The organism is Pseudomonas sp. EGD-AK9, assembly GCF_000465935.2.
GTDB lineage: Bacteria > Pseudomonadota > Gammaproteobacteria > Pseudomonadales > Pseudomonadaceae > Aquipseudomonas.
In genome coordinates this window covers 18,662-42,304 of record NZ_AVOF01000129.1, presented here as the reverse complement: position 1 = coordinate 42,304, position 23,643 = coordinate 18,662, and the positions used below count along the sequence as shown (strand labels likewise).

Below are 23,643 nucleotides of genomic sequence, written 5' to 3'. Positions count from 1 at the left end.
AATGGCGATCATCGATTTCTTCGACCGCGGCTGGCGGATCAATCCGCGCGGCGCCGCCTATATCCAGGACGGTGCGGTCACAACCTTTACCGATGCGGGGGAGATGTCCTGCCGCATCGCCAACGCACTGCTCGCCAGTGGATTCGCGCCCGGGACCAAGGGCGCGGTCTGGGCGGCCAACGATGTGACGGCCTGGCTCTGCGCCCTGGGTCTGTGGCGCGCCAATATGTGCTGGATTCCGGTGGGTGCGCGCAACGCGCCCGAGGAAAACCGCTACGTACTGGATGCCTTCGACTGCGAGGTACTGTTTTTCCAGCGCGAGTTCGCCGAGACCATCGCTGCCCTGCGCCCGCAGTTGCCGAAGATCTGTCAGTGGGTCTGCATCGATGGCGAGGTGGAGGGGGCGGAATCGCTCGAGCAATTCATCGCGCAGCAGCCGGCGAGTGATCCTCGGGTCGCCGTCGATCCGGACGATGTGATCTGGCTCGGCCCCACCGGCGGTACCACGGGCCTGCCCAAGGGGGTGATGAACACCCATCGCAGCGTGCAGACCAGCTTCGCCCACTTCATGATCAACACGCCGTATCCGGCGGGTACCCGGCCGGTGAACCTGGCGGCGGCGCCCATGACCCACACCGCCGGCATGCTGTCCATGCCGTGCACGGCTCGGGGCGGCACCGTGGTGGTGATCACCAAGCCGGAGCCGCAGCTGCTGCTGGCGGCCATCCCCACCTACAAGGTCACCGAGTTCTTCCTGCCGCCGACCGTGATCTATCGGCTGCTGGACATTCCCGAGCTGAACAAGAAGGTCGACTTCTCGTCGCTGCGCTACTTCCTCTACGGCGCGGCGCCGATGTCGGTGGACAAGCTGCGCCAGGCGATCGAGGTGTTCGGTCCGGTGATGATGGAAGGCTACGGCCAGACCGAGGCGCCGGGCGCCATCGCCCATCTGCCACCCGGCGAGCATTTCGTCGACGGCGCAGTGGCCAGCGATGAGCGGCTGTCCTCCGTCGGCCGGCCCAATCCACTGATCCGGGTCGAGATCATGAACGACGACAACCAGATCCTCGCCCAGGGTGAAACCGGCGAGATCTGCGTGCACGGTGACCTGATCATGAAGGGTTACTACAAGGACTCGCAGAAGACCGCGGAGACCATCATCGACGGCTGGCTGCACACCGGCGATATCGGTCACCTGGATGCCGACGGCTACCTGCATATCACCGACCGCAAGAAGGACATGATCATTTCGGGTGGCTTCAACGTCTATCCGAGCGAGGTCGAGCAGGTGCTCTGGGGCCACCCAGCGGTGCGCGACTGCGCGGTGATCGGCGTGCCGGACGAGAAGTGGGGCGAGGCGGTCAAGGCCGTTATCGAACTGAACGAGGGTCAGAGTATCGACGCCGAAGCGTTGATTGCCCTATGCAAGGACAAGCTCGGCTCGGTGAAGGCGCCGAAGTCGATCGACGTCGTCGAGTCCCTACCGCGCAGCCCGGTGGGCAAGGTGCTGAAGAAGGACCTGCGTGCCCGCTACTGGCAAGGCGTCAGCCGGCAGATCTGAAGTCGAGGAGTCTTCTGATGGAACCCATTTATATTGCCGGTATTGCGATGACCGAGTTCGGTCGTCACCCGGATCGCAGCCTCCAGGACCTGGCCCTGGAGGCGCTCAACGGCGCGCTGGCGGATTGCGGTGCCCAGCGCACCGATATCGGCGCGGTGTTCTACGCCGGTATCACCAACGGCGCGCTGCAGGGCCAGCTGTCCATTCCGGGGCAGGTGATCATGAGCAAGATCGGCATCGAAGGGGTGCCGGCTTACAACGTCGAGAACGCCTGCGCCTCCGGCAGCACCGCGGTGCATCTGGCGGTGCAGAGCCTGCGCGCCGGTGCCACCGATGTGGCGCTGGCCCTGGGCTGCGAGAAGATGGTGGTGGCCGACAAGGCGAAGTCCTTCGCCCTGTTCGAGGCGGGTTGGGACGTCGCCCGCGCCGAGGAGAACTTCGCCATCCTGTCGAAGATGGGCGATGGGGTGGTTGCGCCGCCCGGCTCGGAGTCCGATCGTCCGTACAGCCGCTTCATGTCCATCTATGCCGGCTTCTGCCGCTGGCACATGAAGACCTACGGCACCACCCAGCGGCAGATCGCCGCGGTGTGCGCGAAGAACCACGGGCACTCGGTGCACAACCCCTACTCGCAGTTCCGCAAGCCCTTCACCATCGAGGAAGTGCTGGCGGCGCCGCCGATCACTTATCCCATCACCCTGCCGATGTGTGCACCGATGACCGACGGCGCCGCCGCCGCGATCATCTGCACCGAGGCAGGTCTCAAGCGCATCGGCGCCGATCCCAAGCGCTGCGTGCGCATCGCCGCCAGCGTGATCCGCAGCTTCACCCTGCGCGGCATGGACGAGACGGACAAGCACGTCAGCCACCTGGCCGCGCTGCAGGCCTACGAGACCGCCGGCCTCGGCCCGCAGGACATGCATGTCGCCGAGGTTCATGACGCCTCGGCCATGGGCGAGATCATCCAGGCGGAAAACCTCGGCCTGGCGCCGATGGGGCTGGGCGGGGTGTGCGCCGAGCGCGGTGATTTCACCGTGGGTGGACGGATTCCGATCAATCCCTCCGGCGGCCTGGAATCCAAGGGCCATCCGCTCGGCGCGACTGGGATTGGCCAGCTCTTCGAGCTGACCACCCAGCTGCGCGGCGAAGCCGGCGCCCGCCAGGTCGAGGGCGCGCGCCATGCCATTCAGGAAAACGGCGGTGGCCTGATCGGCGTCGAGGAAGGCGCCGTGGCCGTTCACATTCTGAGCCGATAGGAGCACTGCCATGTCAGCATTCCGTCGCGGCACGAAGAACAGCACCAGCAGTGAAGTCGGGCAATTTCGTCGTGACGGCGGCTGGCTGGAAAGGCCGGCCGACCTGCAGCCGGAGCTGGAGGGCGATGTCAGCGCCGATGTGATAGTGGTCGGGGCCGGCTTCGCCGGCCTGTCCACCGCGTTGGAGCTGACGGCGCTCGGCGCCAAGGTGATAGTGCTCGAGCAGGAGTTCGCCGGGTTCGGCGCCAGTGGGCGCAATGCCGGCTATCTCGGTGGCAGCCTGGGAATCGAGTTCGAGTTCTTCCTCAAGCGTGTCGGCATCGAGCAGGCGAAGAAGATCGTCCGTTTTTACGACGAGGGCGTCAGCTACGTGGAGCGCAGGCTCGACGAGCTCGGCATCGACTGCGACTACAACCGCTCGGGCAATATCCGCGTGGCTGTGCATCCCTCGCAGGAGAGGAAGATCCGCAAGGCCATGCAGCTCGGCCTCGAGCTCGGCTCCCGGACGCAGTTCCTGGACTCGACCGAGATGCGCGCGCGCGGGATACCGCCGGCGTTCCTGTTCGGTTATGCGCAGCAGCACGGCGGCACCCTGGACCCCGGCAAGTACGTGCTGGGCCTGCGTCGTGCGGCGCTTGCGGCCGGCGTGCAGCTGTACGAGAACACGCCGCTGCTGTCCTACAGCGCAGGGCAGACCATCCGCTGCATGACCCGGCGCGGTTTTGCCAGCGCGCCCTTTCTGGTGCTCGCCACCAACGCCTATACCCCGCAGCTCGGCCTGCTCAAGGACAAGGTGGTACCGCTGCGCGTCTCGGCGATCGAGACCGAGCCGCTTTCACCGGGGCAGCTGGCAACGCTGGGGTGGCCGGGGAGGGAAGGCCTGATCACCGCACACTGGACGATGGAGAGTCACCGCCTGACGGCGCGTAACTCACTGGTGATCACCACCAAGCGACTCGACTATGCCTACGGCGCGCGGACGCCGAACGAGCCGGATCAGGCTGCCTATCGTGCCCTGGCCGCGGCGCTGCATGAGCGCTTTCCGACCCTGCGCGGGCTGGGCATCCGCTCGACCTGGAGCGGTTACGTCAGCATGGCCTACGACGCGTTGCCGGTGGTTGGCGAGACCGGCGCCCACGACAACGTGCTCTATACCGCCGGCTGCTCGGGGCATGGCGTCGCCACCCAATCGCTGATGGGGCAACTGCTCGCCGAGCGGATTGGCGGCATCGAGCATCCACTGCTGGCCGCGTTGCGCCACAAGACGCCGTCCACCCTGCCCGAACCCCTGCAGTGGTGCGCGGTCAAGCTCGCCCTCGGCGCGGCGAACCGGATGGACGCATGGACCAACACCAGGGCGCGTCACGCCGCCAGGTAGAGCTTGGCGGACAACTTCGATCATTTCTTTGGAAGCTGAATCTATGAATGCCAATTCGAAAGAGGTCGTGCAGCTCACGGCCTGGGCCGCCATCCTCGGTGGAATCTTCGCCTACCTGAATGTCGCCTTCATGCTGGTGGTCACCCAGGGCGACATGAATCTGTCCCTGCAAGGCGCCTACATGTTGAACGCCTCGGCGCAGGTGCGTGAGTTCTTTCGCTGGTCGATGCTGGCGGACGTCCTCGGTTTCTATCTGCCGCTGCTGATCATCGGCGGTTACTTCTGGGCCAGTTTCCGCGACAAGGCCGGAGTCCTGGGCGACATGGCGGTCCTGGCCATCGTCGTATACGTCATCCTGGGGGTTACAGGTGCCAGCCTGCAGTTGGCGGCGCTCAACCCGCTCGCCAGCCTGCACGCCGAAGGGGGCGAAGCCGCCAAGGCCGCTGCCGAGGCTGCCTGGACCAGCATCGCCACCGGCAGTCAGAAGGGCCTGTGGTGGTGCGAAGGCCCCGTGGTGCTGTTCTGGGGCCTGATCGTCGGCAAGCAGCTCAAGGACGCGGGCTGGGGCAAATCCATCCTGTGGCCGTTGAGCATCGTCGGCTGGTGCTTCGGCCTGTTCTTCGTCTCCGGCTTTTTTCAGAGCCTGGCCGTGCTGACCAATCTGCTGTTGGTCGTGGTCGTCCTGATCTTCCCCCTGTGGCTGATGATGTTCGGCGCGCAACTGCTGCGCGGGCCGAAGCTGCTGCTGGCGGATCAACTTCCCTAACAACTGCGAGAGGCGCTCAGTATGTCCAAGAAGCCCAGCGTTGAAACCGGCCTCGATTCGAGGCGCAGGCAATTGTTGAAACTCGCCGGCGCTACCGCAGCCGTGGGAGGCCTCGGCCTGAAAATGGGGCTGGCCAATGCCAGCGAAGACTCAGGTCAGGCCAGCGGCGTGATCGACGTGGCCATCATCGGCGGCGGCCTGGCGGGCCTGACCGCCGCTCGGGATCTGCTGCTGGCAGGCAGCGAGTCCTTCGTGGTCCTGGAGGCCAGGGACAGGGTCGGCGGGCGAACCCTCAACTACGAGGTGGGCGACGGCCATGTCTCCGAGGTCGGCGGCCAGTGGATCGGGCCCGGTCAGACCGCCGTGGAAGATCTCGCGCGCCAGCTGGAGGTGGGTACCTTCCCGCAGTTCTACCAAGGCAATACGGTGATCTTCGGCGGCGACGGTCGCCTCGAGATCGATCTCGAGGGCACCTTCGGCACCGACATGAAGGTCGCGCACAAGCTCAGCGAGCTTTCCCGCGATGTGCCTTCGGGCGCGCCCTGGAAATCGCCGAAGGCCACCGAGCTGGACCAGCTTTCGGTCGGCGACTGGCTGGCCAAGCAGAACATCAAGCCCGAGGAACAGCCGGGTTGGGACGCCAGCATGACCCTTACCGGCGGCGTCACCCCCGCCAGGATGGGGCTCCTGCATTTCCTGTCGATGATCAACTCGGCCAGCTGCGACTACGAGAAACTCGACTCGATCAAGGACAGCGCCCAAGGCACCCGCATCGTCGGAGGCTCGCAGATCCTCAGCACCAAGATGGCCGGGCAACTGGGCGACAAGGTTCGCTTGGCCTGCCCGGTGCGCAAGATTTCCGGCTGGGACGGCGAGGTCGTCACCCTGCATACCGATCAGGGACTGGTGCGCGCGCGTCAGGTGATCGTGGCCATCCACCCCGCGCTGTGCAATCAGGTGCAGTTCGAGCCGCCTCTGCCGCCGGCCCGCGCGGCCCTGCAGCGCGCCTGGCCCGCCCACTCTCCAGCGCGCAAGACGGCCATGGTGTATGCCCGCCCGTTCTGGCGCGACAAGGGCCTCAATGGCCACATCATGATGCTGGGTGGGCCGGTCATCTGGGCCTGGGACAACTCGCCGCCCAATGGCGAGGTGGGCATCATCAACGCCTTCGTCTCCAACGCCAACCTGCCCTCCGATCCCGCAACGGCGAAGCAGACGCTGATGGAGCTCTACGCGCGCGCCTGGGGCGACCAAGCGCTGCAGCCGACGGCCTACCACGACCAGGACTGGGGGCGCGACGACCCCTGGTCGATCACCTGCGTCTCGGCCATCCCGCCGGGATTCTGGACCACCCATGGCGAGGCCCTGCGCCCGCCCTGCGGCAAGCTGATCTGGTCCGGTACCGAGACCGCCGACATCTGGGCCGGTTACATGGACGGTGCCGTGCGTTCGGGGCACCAGAGTGCCCTGCAGGCGCTCAACGCGCTGCGTCGGGCATAGGAGGCGAAGATGAAGAAATTGATACTGCTGGGTGTCGTTGCCGTGGTTGCGGTCCTGCTGGCGGTCTATGGCCGCGATGGCCTCGACCTCTATCGCCTGATCACTCATATCGAGACTTCCAGCGAGGCCAGTGAGGCCGATGGCGGCGCCTGGCCTCGCCTGACCGATGCCTGCATCGGTTGCCATGGCGTCCAGGGGCACTCGCAACACCAGGGTTATCCGGCCCTGGCGGGCCAGCCGGCGCCGTATCTGGCGGCGCAGCTCAAGCGCTTCGCCAGTGGCGAGCGGGCCAACCCGAACATGGCGCCCCTGGCGATGAGTCTGACCGAGGCCGAGATCGAGCAGCTGTCGGCGTACTTCGCCAAGCAACTGCCCGCGGCAAACCGCTCCTTCAAGCCCGATGCCGCGCTGCGCGAACAGGGCGAGAAGCTGGCGGCGAACGGCGGCTGCGCCGCCTGTCATGGCGAAGGACTGATGGGGCATGAGCAGTTCCCGCGTCTGGCCGGGCAGGGGCACGACTACCTGCTGGCGCAGCTGGATGCCTTTGCCCAGGGCGGGCGGCAGGACCCGACCGGCGCGATGACGGCCATCGCCGCGACCCTGTCCGAGGGCGATCGGCAGGCACTGGCCCACTACCTCGCAGCGCTTCCCCCGGTGGTGAAGTGATCCATCGATTCAGTATTTGATAGAGGCTACAGCTATGGAAATTAAGGAAGCTCTTGCGTTGCTTTCCAGCGTCTTCTTGATCGTTTGCGGCGTGGTATACGGCCTCAAGTATGTGCGGGTGCGGAAGAATTATCTGCTGGGGTTCGAATGGCTGATCGTCGCCTTCTCCGCGTCGAATCTTCTGTTCTTCCTGCTGACGGGGTTCGGGCCCAGCTACAGCATCTCCTTCTTCCTCGATGCGTTTTCCCGCGCGTTCGGGGTGCCGATCGTGGCCGTGCTCGGCCTGATGGCGGTCACCCATGGCTACAAGCCTTCGGTTGCCAAGGACATCGCGATATTCGCCGTCACCTTCGCTGCCACCTTCGTGCTGGTTTTGGCCGACTTCGTTAAGGGGCCGCTGCCGTACGTCTACCTGTTCATGTGGTGCTGCTATACGGTCTTTCTCGCCTATTTCACCTGGCGACTGCTGCGTGCCGGCGAGAACCTGCATGCCCTGCTCAATGCAGTGGTTACGGTGGCGGCGCTGACCGTGGCGGTGGTCTACGACTTCTTCCCGATTCCGGGCGACGACGACCAGATGGTGTTCATGACCTACGCCCTGACCGTCTGGGGGTGCCAGATCATCCAGCAGTACTACGCCTATGGCGCGCTGGAGCGAGCAGGGGCGAGGGCGTCCGGGGCCCTTGCGCTGGCCCGCTGATCGAGTTGCGTATCTGCAGGGCGTGAGCCGTCGCCGCCTGACGGCTCATTCTCGCTCCAGCTCATTTCTGTAAGACCGGCGTCTTCTGGTCCGCCTTCGGCGTGGCAACGATGGCGTCATTATCAATGGCGTCGAAAGACTTGCCCCGAGTGATTGGGGCACAGGAGTTCATGGATTTGAACACAGTGCTGATCCCTCCCTGATTCTCCCAGCCGCTAACGCTCCCAGCTTTCGCGAGTACGGTCCGGCCGAATGCCCATGGTGCCGGGCGGGGCACAGTCGTCCGCGAAAAAAGCAAGCGCTTACATACCGAACACAACAACAAGAGGTAGCGAACGCATGATAAGGAAACAACCACGCTGGCAACCCACCCGCATGGCCTGTGCGCTGGGGCTGGTCGCCGGCACCTGTGCTTCGGCGCATGCCGTCACCTTCACTATCGGCGAGCTGGAGGGACAGTTCGACTCGCAACTGTCGGTCGGCGCCAGCTGGTCGGTGCGCGGGGCCGACCCGGACCTGATCGCGTTCAACAATGGCGGCGACGGCCTGGCGCCGTCCTCGGACAACGGCCACCTGAACTTCAAGCGGGGCGAGACCTTCTCGAAGATCTTCAAGGGCGTGCATGACCTCGAGCTGCGTTACGGCGACAGCGGGATCTTCGTTCGCGGCAAGTACTGGTACGACTTCGAGCTGAAGGACGAACAGCGCCTGTTCAAGGACATCGACGACTCCAACCGCAAGCAGGCCGCCCAGGCCTCGGGTGCCCAGATCCTCGACGCCTTCCTCTACCACAACTACGCGATCGACGATCTGCCCGGTTCCGTACGTCTGGGCAAGCAGGTGGTGAGCTGGGGCGAGAGCACTTTCATCCTCAACAGCATCAACTCGATCAATCCGATCGACGTGGCGGCGTTCCGACGCCCGGGCGCCGAGATCAAGGAAGGCCTGATCCCGGTGAACATGTTCTACGTCTCGCAGAGCCTGAGCGAGAACCTGTCCGCCGAGCTGTTCTACCAGCTGGAGTGGGACCAGACCGTGGTCGACAACTGCGGCACCTTCTTCGCCCAGCAGGATGTGGCGGCCGACGGCTGCGACCATGAGCTGGCCGTTCTGCTGACCCAGCAGCAGCTCGCCGACGCAGGTTTTGCGGGCGTGATTCCTGCGCTACAGGCCAATGGTGTCAGCTGGGGGGCACCTGACGAGGGCGTGATCGTGCGTCGCGGCGGTGACCGGGACGCGCGCGACAGCGGGCAGTGGGGGACCGCGCTGCGCTACTACTTCGCGCCGTTGGATACCGAGTTCGGCGCCTACTTCCTCAACTATCACAGCCGCACGCCGTTCTTCAGCGCCACGGCGCCGGACGCATTCACCTACGGCGTTGCCGATCTCTTCGGCCCTGCGGCGCCGCTGGTGGTGGCGGGCAATTCCAGCTACTTCCTGGAGTATCCGGAGGATATCCGCCTCTACGGTCTGAGCTTCTCCACCACGCTGCCCAGCGGTACCGCCTGGAGCGGCGAGATCAGCTATCGGCCGAATGCGCCGGTGCAGATCAACACCACGGACATTCTCTATTCGGGCCTCACGCCGCTTACCGTCGACCCGCTGTTCGACAACGCCTCCATCCTCAGCGCCACACCGGGTAGGGATCTGCATGGCTACCGGCGCAAGGAGATCACTCAGCTGCAGACCACCTTCATTCACTTCTTCGATCAGGTCATGGGGGCTTCCCGTCTGACGCTGCTGGGCGAGGTCGGTGTGGTGCATGTCGGCGGACTGGATCACTCCGGTGACGTTCGCTACGGACGTGACCAAATGTTCGGCCCGGGGCCGCTGCCGAGCGGCGCCTGCCCGATCCTCAATAGCCAGTCCCTGGGTAACAACCCGAATGCCGAGAATGTCTCCCGGTACTGCGAGAACGACGGTTTTGCCACCAGCACCGCCTGGGGCTATCGCGCGCGGGCGATCTGGGAATACCCCAATGCCTACGCCGGCGTCACGCTCAAGCCGAGCCTGTCCTGGTCTCACGATGTCGAGGGCTACGGCCCCAACGGACTGTTCAACGAGGGGGCCAAGGCCGTCAGCCTGGGCCTGGATGCCGAGTACCAGAGCACCTACACCGCCAGCCTGTCCTACACCGACTTCTTCGGTGGCCAGTACAACACCTCGATCGATCGTGACTTCGTGGCCCTGAGCCTCGGCGTGTCCTTCTAAGTGGAGTCCCTGCACATGAAAAAGACAGTCATCCTGAGCTATTCGCTGGCGCTGAACCTCGGCCTGGCCGGCGCCGCCTTCGCCGCAGTCAGTGCCGAACAGGCCAGCCAGCTTGGCGCCGCACTAACGCCGCTGGGGGCCGAAATGGCCGGCAATGCCGCCGGAACCATTCCCGCCTGGACTGGCGGCCTGGCCAAGGACGCAGGCAGTCGGGACGCCGCCGGTTTCCTCAGCAACCCTTTCGCCGGCGAGCAGCCGCTGTTCATCATTACGGCGCAGAACCTGGCGCAGTACCAGGACAACCTCACGCCAGGCCAGTTGGCCCTGTTCAAGCGCTATCCCGGCACCTACCAGCTCCCCGTCTACCCCAGCCACCGCAGTGCCAATGCGCCCGATTTCGTCTACCAGGCCGCCAGGGCGAACGCGACCCAAACCACCATGGTCGAGGGGGGCAATGGCCTGGCCGAGTTCTCCACCGCCATACCCTTCCCGATTCCGCAGAATGGCTTGGAAGTGGTGTGGAACCATCTCACCCGCTACCGAGGTGGCAGCGTCAAGCGCAGTCATGTGCAGGCCGTGCCGCTGGCCAACGGCAGCTTTGTGCCGGTGCACTTCAAGGATCAATTCACCTTCCGCGATCGCATCACCGGCTTCGATCCGGCCAACCCCGGCAACGTCCTGTTCTACTACAAGCAACTGGTCACCGCCCCGTCGCGCCTGTCCGGTGACGTGCTGCTGGTGCACGAGACGCTCAACCAGGTCAAGGAGCCGCGTCTGGCCTGGCTGTATAACGCCGGACAGCGCCGCGTACGCCGCGCCCCCCAGGTCTCCTACGACGGCCCCTATCCGGCCTCCGAAGGCCAGCGCGTCGCCGACAACCAGGACATGTTCAACGGGGCGCCGGACCGTTACGACTGGAAGCTGGTAGGCAAGCGCGAGATCTACATCCCCTACAACAGCTACCGGCTCGACGGGGCGGACCTGAAGTACGCAGATATCGTCAAGCCCGGGCATATCAACCCGGAGCTGACCCGCTACGAGCTGCACCGGGTCTGGCAGGTCGAGGCGACCCTCAAGCCGGGCGAGCGACACATCTACGCCAAGCGGGTCTTCTTCGTCGACGAAGATTGTTGGCAGATCGCCCTGGCCGATCACTATGACGCGCGCGGCACCCTCTGGCGCGTTGCCGAAGGCCATCTCTCGCCGATGTACGACCTGCAGATCCCCTGGCTCGGTACCGAGGCGCTGTATGACCTGATCAACGGCCGCTACATCGTGTCCGGCATGCACAACGAGGAGAAGGAGCCGCTGCAGTTCGGCTTCAGCTCAAGCGCCGCCGAGTACACCGCTGCCGCGCTGCGTAGCTCGGGCATTCGCTGAATGACTACTCCATAGTGGGCCACAAGCCCGCTCCTTTTGCCGCCCTTCGGGGCGGTTTTTTTGCGCTCGGTTTTTGCTTATGGGGAGCGTTGGATCGGTTGTGCATCACTGGTCGTGGTGGGCCGGAATGGAGCCAAGCCGGTCGGTTGCGACAGGCAACAAGCGGCCGATTGCAGTCATCGAAATCTGAGGTATTGAGGTCGCTCAAGGAAAGTGGGAACTATTCAGTACGATGCTGAACCGAGCGCGAAAAAATCGATAACGCCACTAGTGCGACCTGGAGAACCTTATGCTGGCTTGTTTAGGCCGTGAGGTATTTAACTCCTCCAGCGTACTCAAGCACTGAATTTCATCAGCTTTACACTCTGGCTTTGGAAAGAGAGCAGGGTATAGGGCTATCTTCTCCTCAATCATGTCTGCAACCTTCAAGTAGCAATCCAAGTAGCTAGCTGCTACCACTGGTACCACCTCCACGTTGAGTGATTTCAGGAGAGACGTCACTGGCGTATCGGTCGTCTGAGATTCAGTGGTGGTGTGATAAAAAAACACCTTGCCTGTTTGATGGAGCCTGCGACGCTTGTGCAGCAAGAGCCACCACAAATCAATCTCAGTAAAGTCCATGCCCAACCCAACAATATGGATGTGGTCACGAAGGAAATAATCAACCCAAGAATACACTTGCCGGTTGATGGTGAAATCGAAATTGCCATTCTTCACAGGTGAAGAAACTCGACAATGTACGCTTTTGACGTCGATCCCATCGGTCACATAGTTGCGAATTTTCTGAAGGTTTCCGGCGTAATGGTCGAAACCGAGCAACATCGAGCCAGGTCTAGCGATATCACCATGTATATGCCAGATATCCTTATCGGCAGCTCGGTGTCTACGAAAGAGGCTGTATCTTGATTCGGGGGCGAGAAATGCTCGGTGATGTAGCACCCCAGCGAAAGCTTCCTCAATCGTGAAGTCGTAATTGGTCGTCAAGATCACTTTAAACAGGCTGCACACCCGTGTATGAGCTTCTATAGGTTCGATCTGCCTGAGAAGCTTGGCGAATTCGATTTTTACCGTGCGTTCTGCCTTAATGAAGCGTTCCGACGAGCGAGCGCATAGCTCTTCGATAAACATAGATAGAGGTTTAGCGTTGATCTGTGGAAGTAGGTCATCGGCACCGAACTGGATTGCGAGTTCTTGAAGAATATCAGTCCACTGTCGCTGTTTTGCAACCCGATTAATGCCATTTCCGAGCAGAAGGCTATGTGTCATATTCCGTGTCCTTGATCGAGTTCGTGCAGTCTATTCAGTGGATGGGATGCACCTAATCCCAGCAATATTCGCGTTTATACGCCGATGTCGGCGGGTTAGGTCAGCCAGGTCACGAAGGTCCTCGATCATAACTTTAACTGGCTCGACATAGTTTTTTCAGTGAGAAAACGTGGTTGACGCATGGTTCCGCCACATGCCTACAAACATGGCGTGTGGTGATTATTTGTACCACTCCGCCTTGATTGCCTCGAAGTCCATGTCCTTCCATTCCTCTTTCCAAAGCTGCCAGTACGGAATGTCGTTGGAGGATGGGGCGTCAGCGCACGGTTCGATCTGGACGATTGACGGAAGAATGATGGACTCACCCACCAGTAAAGCTTCGCCTTGCCGGAACGACGTCATCTTGTCGATCAACGAGCCGAGCGAGTCCGGAAGTAGCTTCTTCACGTACCCTTGGTCCGCTGGATTAGTGAGGCGCATTGCAATGAAGTTGCTACATTGGGAGAAGATCGTTTCGGATATCTCGGATGGGCGCTGGCTCGCGAGCAACAAGGTGACGCCATACTTGCGTCCTTCCTTGGCAATCCGTTCAATGGAGACTTTAGATGAGCGATATTTGGAAAGTTCGCTATTCGGAACATACTTGTGCGCTTCCTCATAGACAAGCAGGATTGGCACGTCGTTGTTGACCTTCTCGTTAGGATCCTTGGCGCAGCGTATGCGTTTGTAGATGTACCCGTACTCGAAAACGAGGCGCGAGATGAGCGAGACTGTTATGCTCAACACCTCGAATGGAACCCCGCTTAGATCAATGACGGTCACGTTTGACTTGCTTTGTGAGGTATATCCGAGCAGCTTTCGGAGCGTTTCTTCGAACGTGATGTTTTTAGATTTGTCACCTAAGAAGAAGTCGAGCCTACTGTCGTTCACCTTGTTCTCGAGTCGGTTCACGAAGTTAGTCAGCTTCCCGTAAAGACTACCCTGCGTGTATTTGGGCTGTCCGGCCTTTTCCTTGTTGCTAGCCGCGTAGACTTCTCCGGTATCGACCATCTCTTCGTTCTTTGCGATTGCGTACGCAAGTACCTCTTTGATGTCGAATAAGATAGGCGTGTCGAGGTGAATCTTTTGCTTTTCGGCTTCGGAGCCACTGAATTTTGCGCGGCGGTCTGTGATGATCGCTTCCTTGAAGATATTCCTCTGGTTGTGATCGTTGGCTTCGGTATCGAGGAAAAATTCTTCCAGCTCTTCACTATTCAGCATCCAGTATGGTAGGACCAAGTTTGAGATATTGATGTGGTTTGCGGAAGGGAACGCCGATTTGTACTCCGAGTGGATGTCGAAAACGATCACGTGCGAGTTGTTGAGAGAGAAGTTGCCATCTTTTCCCGCTACTGCCTTCTGGATGATAGTAGCCAGGGTGTGTGATTTGCCGGAGCCGGTGGAACCGACCACGGCAATGTGCTTGTTGAAGAACTTGTTCCCGTCGACGGGCACGGGGACGTTCTTGCTGGAGGCCAGCGTCGAAAAGAGGAATCTCGCCACTTCAGGGGCCGAGTCGTCGTAAATTTTCTTGATGTCGGCGATGGTCGCGGGCTGAACTGCCTTCGGCGGGATCGCAAGCGAATCGCCACCGCGCTCGAATTTGCCGTCCCTCAGTATGCCGAGCGGGAAGGCTTCGATGATGTGATCCCGCCTCCCGTCCGCGCTGACGGCAATCTGGAAGTTTTCGATAATTGCTATGAGGATCGCGTTCTCATTGTCCGCGATCTTCACGTATGAACCGACCTTCAGCGACTCTTCCGCTATCTTAAAATCTTCTAGGTCATCCACGACAATGCGTACTTTGTCGGGGAATACTGCGATTACTTGGGCGTTGATTTGCTCTTCTTCCTGTGCGTGTTCCATGCTCACATGCCTGTGGTTAGATGATGGATTTAACGTCCGAAAGCCGTTCTACCTGAATCTTGACGTGTCGAACCGCCGGATTGTCGTATTCAAAGTAGCAGTTGCCCAGGTGGAATTGGTAGATGCGTCGTGTCTTGGTAACGGAGCTTATGGTTTGCTCGACGTTGGAAAGTGTATTTAGGATCTTGATCTTTATCCCGTTACCATGCGTGGCTTTCTGCATGATCGAGTGGCAGCTGAAGTCTGCCCCCTGGAAGTCGTGACCGTCTATGAGCTTAAATCCTTCCGCGCTGAGCTCCCTCTTCAGTGCGAGAAGCTCACTGTCTGGTACTCCGTGGACATAGATGTACGGGCAGAATGGGGAAGGCTCTCTCGCGGACAGCTTTGCCCACTTCTTGGAAAGCTCGAGGAATAGATCTTTGAGGTCGCCTCGAATGTACGAGTCCGTTTCTACCTCTACCAAGAAGAAGCGCTCGAACGGGGACACATTAAGCTCAGTGAAGTACTCCTTGCGAAGCGCCGCCAAGTGAGCTTTCTTGCCCTTCTTCTCGACGAACCACTCGTTGAAAAGGACGGAGGAGGTGTTGACCCTTTCCAGAAACTCCCTCTTCGTAATTGACCGGTCCGCCGGTGCGGCATTGACCGACATCTCGCGGATAACCGCTAGCGCATTGTTATAGAAAAAATATTCGGCGGAGAACGACGATCCTCCAAAGATAGCTTGGAGGGTTTCAACCACCTCACGAAACTGTTCGTCAAATTCCTTTGCCCTAACGTCGATACTTAAGCGCTTGAGGAACTCCTCAAGTTCGGCATCAGAGAGACCTAGCTCTATATGATGGTAATAGGTAACTTTCTCCTTCGTGTAGGTAAGGAAGTGCTTCTTCAGGAATTCGACGTCTATTCCGTCATCCAGCTTTTCCTGTCCGGAGGCGTAGTGACCTTTGATGGAGTACAAGACCTTCGGTTTCGTTCCCGCTAAGCTTTCCTTGAAGTGGGACACCATGTGCTTTACTGCGTCTTTGATGACGGAGTGATTGTATTCGGTCTTCGCATAATACTTGCATTGCGTGGCTGTGACGTCGGTCGCAGTCCGGATATCGATGTCCTCGATACACTCGATCTCGACAGAATCATCCAGCGAAGCCAGCCGCAAGACACTGAGTATGGACAGGTCGAACTGGTAAAAATACCCTCGTATAGTGTCAACGGCGCTTCTGTCGGTCATGGCATGTCCAGTTATTAGGTTTCCCTCAGTCTCTGCTAGTCGCTAGCTTTCTTATACGACTAATGGCTCCAGCACTGATGTTTTGCTCGTTTCCGGTCCGACCATAGCCTCACTAAAATTTGGTACGTAACTGCCATTGAATCTGCCGTCGCGCCGTGGAAATAATATCGGCGAACAGCATGGTGGATACATTGGGCTCCAAATGCTGCACGGGATAATCCCCAGAACGTTTGCCGCCTATGACCAGCACCTTGATCGGTTTACTGACGTGCTTGAGAAAGTCGTGTCGGTAACCAGTAGACTGCTGGTAGTCAGCGAAATTCAGCGCATGCAATGGGCGTTTGAACTCGATCAATAGGTACTCTCCATTGAGATTCTCGTTGAGCAGAAGGTCGGGACGCTTGTTCGCGAATTCGCCCCGATATGTCCGATCAAGGTAGTCCTCAACTTGGCGCTGCAAGGTCTGGTTCGAGCTGAACAAGGAATACTCTGAACCGAAAATCCAGAGATTGTGTTCGATGGCCTTATGCATGGTTGCTTCGAGGGTATCGGCGGTGTTGGCCAATCGCTCTAAATGATCAAGAAAAGTGGAACGGGCTGAGGCTTGTTCGACTAGGAAAGCCATGTCCGCTAAGCCGAAGTCATTTAGAGAGTCGGCCAGGATAGCCACGTCACGCCGTTGGGCGTCGGCCAGATGCTCCACAACGGTCCGGTAATCGGAGCGTTCTAGCGCTTCCAGTACGACGAACACGATCGACTCGACCTTGCTGGATGGCTCGTCGTAGTACTTTTCCAATACCTTCTTGATGGCCCGATCCGCATAATCCCGCTTGAACCCAGGCATTGCAGCCAGGCGTTCATGAACTGCTTTCTGTAAGCGAGCATGGGCCATGCGGATTTCTGCCCCATGGGTTTCAGTGAAGGCTGCACGCAGCTTGTCCTGAACATACTCCGCGACTCTTTGAAACCGCTCACTGTTCTCTACCACTGAGTCCCAACCCGCCGTGACATGCTCACTCAAACCATCGGCTTCGATCTCGCCGTACATTTTTCTAAGAAGTTTGGGTGGGAAATCATCGCATTGATCGAGCCCAAAGAAGCTGGGTTTTCCGACAGCTTTGCCATCCACCATCAAGGTTATGCCCGGTTCGCGCAGGCCGGTCTTGCCACTGCTGATCGAGAAACGTAACGCTACGTCGCCTGTGTCTGGCAGGCAAATGGCGTCCTCGGTGTAAGTGCCTTCCAGATCATCAATAGCCAAGGGCTTACCATCGATAACAATGGTGAAATCCTTTTGGCGTCCGTACTCCTGAATCAGAAGTTGGCGAAGCCGATTGGCGTCTGGATACACGAGCCCCTGATGCAAGTTGGACAGGGTTATCGTGGTGCCGTGCTGTTCAGGGAGGCATGCATCGACCTTTGGGCTGAGACGCAGATGTTCGATATCCGCCACCTGCTCCAATTCAGTCAGGCTGAGGCTGAAGCTGACTTCGCTGCCGCGTGCTCGGGTCGCCAGAGTCATCACTGATGCCGCCATCAGACCTGCGAATTTGCCAACGCCCTTGCGTCCCTTGATGAGACGATGTTTGCCGGCAGTTCGTTCTCCTCGTCTTACCCGGCGATCCGATGCGATTTTCAGGTACTGACTACTGAGCTCTTGAGCTGTCATGCCGGTTCCGTCATCCATGATAATGATCGGTTCATCGCTCATGGGTTCGGGTAGGGTGATAGACACCTGCTCGGCGTCGGCGTCCCAGGCGTTGTCGACCAACTCTTTAAGCGCCTTCTCGGTTGAGGAGTACTCCTGGCTCAGTAGGGTCGCCAAGCGCGAGTCAACTTGAAAATACAGCTTATCCATCGTGCGGTTACTTCCTTGTGTCCGTCCAATCGAACTAAAAGAGGATGCCGATAGGTGGGGCTCAATGTTTGGCGAACTGCCTTGGATACCTTTTAACCGAGATGAGCCTGCAGTGGCAATGTGCCGTCCTCGTCATGTGAGCTGTGGACTTGGCGATGCGCTGTAGAAGTGAATGCCTGTGTTAAATCGCAGCCGGTTTTATGAGCACCTTGAACGCCTGCTCCTGGCCGTTCTCTGCCCATTATCACCGACCGCAATGGGGCCAGCGCTGCCCACAGAATCCATCTATCCGAAGCTCAACTTGGGGCCAGCAACGGCTGGACCCCGCGTCATCGGTCGGTCAGCAGGCGGGCGAAATAACACGCGGGGATAAGGCGGGGGAGGCAGATGGGGCGTCCATGCCCAAATCGATGGCGGCAGGCTACTGAGCGGCCTGGGGGGAAGCTGGCGCTTGGTCGGTCAGGAAGTGGGCCGTGGCCCTGATTTCCTCCGCCGATAGGGTGCTGGCTATGGCGTTCATGGCCTGGGTCGGATCTTGGCGCTGGCCGTGCTTGAAGGCGTTGAGCTGGTCGATCAGATAGCCTTCGCTCTGGCCGGCGAGGCGTGGGCCGAGGGGGCCGCCGGTCAAGCCTTCGCCATGACAGCTGGTACAACCCTTAGCGGCGATGATGGCCTGGCCGCTTTGCGCGAGGGCGTTGTCGCGGGCGGACGTTTCGGTGTTTTGCGCCGTCTGGCGGGCGAAGTAGGCGGCCAGGGACTGGATCTGCTGGTCGGTGAGGCTCGCGGCAAGCGGGCTCATCTGCGGGCTGTGCCTGCGGCCTGCGGCGAAGGCGTGCAACTGGGCCTCGATGTAGGCGGCGGGCAGGCCGGCCAGGGAGGCGTACTGAGCGTTGTTGGGCTGGCCTCTTTCGCCATGGCACAGGGCGCAGCTGTCCTGCAGTTGCGGCCAGGCGCCGCCATCGGCTTGGTAGTCCGCATAGTGTTGGTCGAGGGCTTCCATGAAGCGGTATCCCGCGACTATTTCCGGGCCATAGATCGCGCTCGATACTGCCAGAGCGGCCGTCGCCACGACTGCGCCTATCACTAGTGCTCGTTTCATCAGGCGCTCCTCCGAGATTGCAGCAGCGCCTGGAGGGCTTCCAGCGCCGCCCGGTGACCGGAGCGAACCGCGCCGTCCATCGAACTGGCCCAGATTTCGGCCGTTTCGGTGCCAGACCAGATCAGCCGGCCAACCGAAGGTTTCAGGTACTGACCCCATTGGGTCAGGAAGCCGGGCGGTATCGATGCGACGCAGGTCAGCGTCCAGGGGTCGACCTTGCCCCAATCATGGTCGTGAAACTGGGTGGGGTGCAGCGCCTCGTCGCCTAGCGCTTGGGCATAGATCTCCGCGAGGATGGTCTCCGCTTGCTTGGCATCCTGGGGCAGTTGACTGGCTCGGACGAAGGCGCTGAGGACGCCGACGCTGCCATCCGGAGGCGAGTTGTCGTAGGACAGGATCAACGGCCCGCTGGCTTGGGTTACCTGGCCGTTCAGGCCCTGGTCGCGCCAGAACGGACGCTCGTAGACATGCACCGTCTTGCGCATGGGCGCGTGGGACGGCCAGAGTTGTTGCAACTGCGCACGACCTTCGGGCAGCGGCGGCTCGAAGCGGATCTGGTTGCACAGGGCCGGGTGAAGCGCGGCGATGATCTGACGGGCGCGGATGATGCCCTGGTCGGTATGCAGTTCGACGATATCCCGGTCCCAGCCAACGATCTTGCGCACGGGGCAGGACAATTTGACCTTGTCGCCCAAGGCCTCCGCCATCTTGGTGCTGAGGATCTGGGCGCCGCCAACCAAGCGGGTCTCCTGGGCACCGCCCTTGAAGCCCTCGAGCTTCACCATATCGCAGTCGGAGGAGTTGATCAGCGACAGGTAGTGCAGCAGTGCCAGGTTCGAGGGCGGGGTGCCGGTGGTCAGCCCGATTGACGTATCGAAGCTGAGTTTTTCCTCGTTGCTGACGCCCTGTTGCGCCAGCCACTCGCCGACCGAGAGTCTGTCGAGCGTCGTGGCATCCGCTGCCGCCCATGGTGCCTTGCTGGGTACGCCGCGGGCGAGCTCGTTCAATTTCCCGACGAGTGGGCTGTGGGCGGCCTGCGTTACGTCCTCTGCGTATTTGGCTGTGCCTGCCAGGTAGACGTTCTTGCCCTGGTAGTAGGTCGGGAAGGTGTCGACCCCGAGTTCGCGTGCCAGGTCGAAGATGGCGGTCTGCCCGGGGCCGATCCACTGGCCGCCGGCTTCCGAGACGACACCCTTGCCCAGGTCGTGGTTATAGGTGCGCCCACCGACGCGGTCTCGCGCTTCCAGCACGACGAAGGCCTCGCAGCCGGCACGGTGCAGATCCCGCGCCGCGGTCAGGCCGGCCAGGCCGGCGCCAATGATCGCGACGTCCAGCGCGTCATCGTCGGGGCGTGTCGCCGTCTGCGCGATAGCCCGTCCGCTGAGCGCCAGGCCACCGATCAAGGTCGCGCCGCCGATGGCCTGCAGCAGCAAGCGTCGCTGGCGCTCGGGGGGCGACAGTTCATCGTTGTCTAAAATCATCCTCGCCTCGGTCATGCTGGTTTTTGTAATTAACAAAACGATTGTTACGAAAATACATCGAAATCGAACCGGTGCCAAGCGAAAACGAGCGGCGCTCGTGTGGGGCAAGGGCAGGGGGCGAGTGCTCAGGTTGCTGCGCGCCGATGCGGGCAGTTAGCGCAGGCGGGGTTAGGCCCCTGGCGACGTGATGGGCGGCAATAGGGGCGGGCGCCGGCATGCTGCTGAGCCGATGGCATTGCTCACCTCGAATCTGGCGAGGCGGTCACCGCCGCGCCTGGGCGGCTTAGGGGGCTGCGCTGGCAGTCGCAGCCCTAAGCGTGATGCGAGGAGCACCGCCAGCCTCGGCTCGCGGCTCAGTCCTGGCGGTCGGCGTCCGGCTCGGCCCATGCCGCTTCGATGGTGCGCCGCTCATCATTGGACAGCGGCTGCCCGAGGTAAAGGCGCCGCCGCTCATCTTGGGTTGGCATCGCCAGTTCCGGCAGCAGACGTCGATTGCCGTCCCGATCCAGATCCAGGCTGGGCAGGAAGTGGCTTGCCCTGGCATTACGTACCGCGTTTTCCGGCTTCAGCAGGTAATCGATGAAGCGGTACGCCGCCGGTACGTTGCCGGCATTGCCGGGAATGGCCAGGCTGTCGATGAACTGCAGGCTGCCCTCTTGCGGAATGCTGAAGCGCAGCTCACCGCTCTGGTTGGCCAGCGAAGCGAGCCCGTTCCAGGCCATTGCGGCACATACCTTGCCTTCGGCCAGCTGCGAGACGAAGGAGGTGAATGGCTGCGGGCTGTCCGCCAGCTTCAGACCTCGGAGCTCATGAACGGCCTTGTTGATGCTGCGAGCGCTGCTGGTTTTCAGGCTCTTGCCTTTATAGGTCAGATAGAGGAACAGGCTGTGTTCCCGCTCGTTCTGCAGCATCACGCCGCAGGACCTCAGCTTGTCGACACTGGACGGATCGAACAAGACGCTCCAGCTGTTGGGGACAGGGGCCTGTAATGCCCGGGAGGCTTCGCGCTCGTGGACGACCAGGCCGACCGTGCCCCACATGTAGGGGATGGCGTACAGATCCGCGTTGATTCTGGAGTTGAGTCTGAGCAGCAGTTCGCGACTGATCTCTTTGCGATTGGGCAGCTCGCGGAAATCGAGCGGGGCCAGTCGGTTTTCTTTGATCAAGCGATCGAGCTGAAGATCGGAGGGAACTATCACATCGAAGCGTTCGCCCGAATCCAGATCGGCCTCCAGCTGGGCTGCGCTCGTATAGGTGGAGTAGTCGACCCGGATGCCGGTCTCGCGCTCGAAGTCCTGCACGACGGCCGGATCGATATAGTCGGCCCAGTTGTGCACCCGCACGACTTCCTGCGCGACCGCCTGGGTCGAAATGGCTGCCAATGCAAGGACAATTAGCGTCTTGACGTTCAGGGACGGCGACTGCGTTTTCCTTTCTGCTCTCACCTCGGCCTCCGACAGATGTTTTATTTATTATTTCATCTGTTATGCAAAATACAGTACTCCTCGCGATCATGCAAAGCGTTATCCGCGCATGCCTCAGCGCGGTGGGACGGCCTGAGCCTGCCGTAGATCTTGATTAGGGTTCGTGCGCGATCCTCACGAGCCGTCGGCTCATGGGGCGGGGTGTTGTGGTTTTCTAGGAGGGATCACAGCAAGAGACCGGGCCTCTCTGGTCTCTTGGGTGGGGGCCGCCGGTTACTTGGCCGAGGCCTTCGTGGCGGATACCTTGCGTGCGGGTGCAGGCTTGGGCGGCGCGATCATGGTGATCAGGGCGTCGAGCAGGGCCTGACCACGTTCCGCGCTGAAGCGCTCGGGTTCGATCGGCATCAACATCATCCAGCCATCGCTGATGGCGCTGACCTGATCGGCGAGCAGGTCAGCGGCGATATCGGTTCGAATCAGGCCCTGGCTCTGGCCTTTTTCCAGTACCGCCGTGAACACCTGGCGGAAGCGTGCATAGCGCTGCTTGATGACGCTGGCGAAGGCAGGCTCATGGCGTGCGTGGGCCAGCAACTGCAGCCAGGCGAGCCAGCCGTTCGGCTCATCGCCGCCCATCGAGTCAAGCCACTGGCCAACGAGCCCTTTGATGTCGATCCGTTCCTGGTTGATCTCCAGCAGGGTGTCGATCTCATCGAATAGGCTCTGGGCCACGGCGGTGATCATTTCCTCTTTGTTGGCAAAGTAGTAGGTCACGGCGCCTGTGGTGCAGCCGGCCTGCTGTGCCACCTTGCGCATCGACGCGCCTGCGTAGCCCTCCAGTGCAATTACCCTGAGGGCGGCATTGAGCAGCTCGGCACGCTTGGCATTGTGATCTCCCACCGGGCGTCCACGGCGCGCCGCAGGTTCCGACTCGCTCTTGCGCGCTTTACGGTTACTGGTCGGGGAGGCGGGCAGTTGTGAGTCGGACATAGCAGATAGGGGCCGAGTTGAGTCGTTGATCCGTGGCAGGGAAGCGTTGCACCGGCGCCAGCATAGGGAAATTGCCTGCAGAAAGCATCCTCGCCGCTTCGCGGTGGATGATGTTCGGCTGGCGAGGCACCGAGCCCGCCCTGATCGGGGCGGGCCTGGGCGTCGCAATGCTTGTGCGGCAGCCGCGCTATGGGTCAGTCGCTGGCGCGGAAGATCAGCGGAGCGATGTTGGTGAAGTTCGCCACGTCGCCGATGACCTTGGCCGTCGCAGGTGAGCTGAGCGCGGCATCGATACTGGCCTGGTCCTTGAAGCGCAGAATGACCAAGCCTGCGAGCGGCTGCGGACCAGACGCTGGAAAGAGGATCTCGGCCGATTGCAGCCCGAATTCGCCCCAGGCGGCTTGGGCAATCGGGATATGGGTGGACAGATAGTAGTCCCGGTCGAAGGTCGAGCCTTCGGCCAGGGGGTAGCTGACGATCAGGGTGGCCATGAGTAGTTCCTTGTTTTTGGTGATGTAACGGGGCGCATGAGGCACCGTGGCTGAAGGTGTATCAGGGCGCGCCGCAGCCTGCGACCGCAACCGCGCGAATTTCCACGCGCAAGCCAGGCAGGGCCAGCTCCGTGGTGCCCACCGCGGTCCAGGATGGGTAGCGGTCGGGAAAATACTGATCCTTGACCTGGGCGAAGCCCTGCATGTCGGCTTGAAGTTCGGTATGGAAGGTCATCAGCTCGACGACGTCGGCCAGGCTGGCGCCAGCCGCTTCGAGTATGGTCTTCAGTCCATTGAACGCCAGGTGCGCCTGCTCCTCGATATCCTTGCCCGGGGTCATACTGGCGTCGATTCCGACCTGACCGGATACCCAGATCATGTCCCCTACGCGTGTCGCCTGGGAGTAGTGGAAGTTGTCGTAGAACACCTGGGTGTGGGGCGGATTGATCAGCTGTCGCTTCGGGGGGCGGGCACTCATCGGCGGAT

Annotated in this window: 19 protein-coding genes; 9 read left to right on the top strand and 10 right to left on the bottom strand. The window is 61.0% G+C overall.

Annotation, left to right across the window (positions count from 1 at the left end; translation table 11 throughout):
- The first annotated feature begins 1 nt into the window (after position 1).
- The 9 genes from N878_RS07225 (at position 2) to N878_RS07185 (ending at position 11,418) form a co-directional block, all read left to right on the top strand.
- A complete protein-coding gene (locus N878_RS07225; protein WP_021442998.1) occupies positions 2-1,561 on the top strand; it encodes an AMP-binding protein in 1,560 nt (519 codons plus the stop codon).
- A 17-nt stretch (positions 1,562-1,578) separates the two neighbouring features.
- A complete protein-coding gene (locus N878_RS07220) occupies positions 1,579-2,817 on the top strand; it encodes a thiolase family protein (RefSeq protein WP_021442997.1) in 1,239 nt (412 codons plus the stop codon).
- A gap of 10 nt (positions 2,818-2,827) precedes the next feature.
- Positions 2,828-4,195, top strand: a complete 1,368-nt coding sequence (locus N878_RS07215) for an FAD-binding oxidoreductase (RefSeq protein ID WP_021442996.1) — start codon at positions 2,828-2,830, stop codon at positions 4,193-4,195.
- Between the two features lie 43 nt (positions 4,196-4,238).
- Positions 4,239-4,961, top strand: a complete 723-nt coding sequence (locus N878_RS07210) for a hypothetical protein (RefSeq protein WP_021442995.1) — start codon at positions 4,239-4,241, stop codon at positions 4,959-4,961.
- 21 nt (positions 4,962-4,982) lie between these two features.
- Positions 4,983-6,461: an FAD-dependent oxidoreductase gene (locus N878_RS07205; RefSeq protein WP_031302865.1), complete on the top strand. Its 1,479-nt coding sequence runs from the start codon at positions 4,983-4,985 to the stop codon at positions 6,459-6,461.
- 9 nt (positions 6,462-6,470) lie between these two features.
- A complete protein-coding gene (locus N878_RS07200; protein ID WP_021442993.1) occupies positions 6,471-7,127 on the top strand; it encodes a c-type cytochrome in 657 nt (218 codons plus the stop codon).
- A gap of 34 nt (positions 7,128-7,161) precedes the next feature.
- Positions 7,162-7,827 carry a hypothetical protein gene (locus tag N878_RS07195; protein WP_021442992.1) on the top strand — a complete coding sequence of 222 codons (666 nt, stop codon included), beginning with the start codon at positions 7,162-7,164 and terminating at the stop codon, positions 7,825-7,827.
- Positions 7,828-8,202: 375 nt separating this feature from the next.
- Positions 8,203-10,038: a DUF1302 domain-containing protein gene (locus tag N878_RS07190; protein ID WP_021442991.1), complete on the top strand. Its 1,836-nt coding sequence runs from the start codon at positions 8,203-8,205 to the stop codon at positions 10,036-10,038.
- Positions 10,039-10,053: 15 nt separating this feature from the next.
- The gene (locus N878_RS07185; RefSeq protein WP_021442990.1) at positions 10,054-11,418 is read left to right on the top strand and encodes a DUF1329 domain-containing protein; all 1,365 of its coding nucleotides are present in this window, start codon (positions 10,054-10,056) and stop codon (positions 11,416-11,418) included.
- 267 nt (positions 11,419-11,685) lie between these two features.
- Here N878_RS07185 and N878_RS07180 read toward each other — a convergent pair whose 3' ends face one another.
- The 10 genes from N878_RS07180 to N878_RS07135 all read right to left on the bottom strand — a co-directional run bounded on the left by N878_RS07180 (position 11,686) and on the right by N878_RS07135 (position 23,635).
- Positions 11,686-12,684 (bottom strand): SIR2 family protein, encoded by a 999-nt coding sequence (locus N878_RS07180; RefSeq protein ID WP_031302861.1) that lies wholly within the window; start codon positions 12,682-12,684, stop codon positions 11,686-11,688.
- 219 nt (positions 12,685-12,903) lie between these two features.
- Entirely contained in the window at positions 12,904-14,589 is a 1,686-nt protein-coding gene (locus tag N878_RS07175; RefSeq protein WP_021442987.1) for an ATP-binding protein, read from the bottom strand.
- A 16-nt stretch (positions 14,590-14,605) separates the two neighbouring features.
- Positions 14,606-15,817 carry a DUF4297 family anti-phage-associated protein gene (locus N878_RS07170; protein ID WP_021442986.1) on the bottom strand — a complete coding sequence of 404 codons (1,212 nt, stop codon included), beginning with the start codon at positions 15,815-15,817 and terminating at the stop codon, positions 14,606-14,608.
- A 112-nt stretch (positions 15,818-15,929) separates the two neighbouring features.
- Positions 15,930-17,675 (bottom strand): ATP-binding protein, encoded by a 1,746-nt coding sequence (locus tag N878_RS07165; RefSeq protein ID WP_021442985.1) that lies wholly within the window; start codon positions 17,673-17,675, stop codon positions 15,930-15,932.
- Positions 17,676-18,096: 421 nt separating this feature from the next.
- On the bottom strand, positions 18,097-18,675 hold the full coding sequence (locus N878_RS07160) for a c-type cytochrome (RefSeq protein WP_021442984.1): 579 nt from the start codon (positions 18,673-18,675) through the stop codon (positions 18,097-18,099).
- 98 nt (positions 18,676-18,773) lie between these two features.
- Positions 18,774-20,255 (bottom strand): FAD-dependent oxidoreductase, encoded by a 1,482-nt coding sequence (locus tag N878_RS07155; RefSeq protein ID WP_021442983.1) that lies wholly within the window; start codon positions 20,253-20,255, stop codon positions 18,774-18,776.
- A 353-nt stretch (positions 20,256-20,608) separates the two neighbouring features.
- Positions 20,609-21,700 (bottom strand): extracellular solute-binding protein, encoded by a 1,092-nt coding sequence (locus N878_RS07150; protein WP_177342879.1) that lies wholly within the window; start codon positions 21,698-21,700, stop codon positions 20,609-20,611.
- Between the two features lie 252 nt (positions 21,701-21,952).
- Positions 21,953-22,576 carry a TetR/AcrR family transcriptional regulator gene (locus N878_RS07145; protein WP_256218040.1) on the bottom strand — a complete coding sequence of 208 codons (624 nt, stop codon included), beginning with the start codon at positions 22,574-22,576 and terminating at the stop codon, positions 21,953-21,955.
- Between the two features lie 284 nt (positions 22,577-22,860).
- Positions 22,861-23,157 (bottom strand): EthD family reductase, encoded by a 297-nt coding sequence (locus N878_RS07140; protein ID WP_021442980.1) that lies wholly within the window; start codon positions 23,155-23,157, stop codon positions 22,861-22,863.
- A gap of 61 nt (positions 23,158-23,218) precedes the next feature.
- Positions 23,219-23,635 (bottom strand): RidA family protein, encoded by a 417-nt coding sequence (locus N878_RS07135; RefSeq protein WP_021442979.1) that lies wholly within the window; start codon positions 23,633-23,635, stop codon positions 23,219-23,221.
- Between the last annotated feature and the right edge of the window lie 8 nt (positions 23,636-23,643).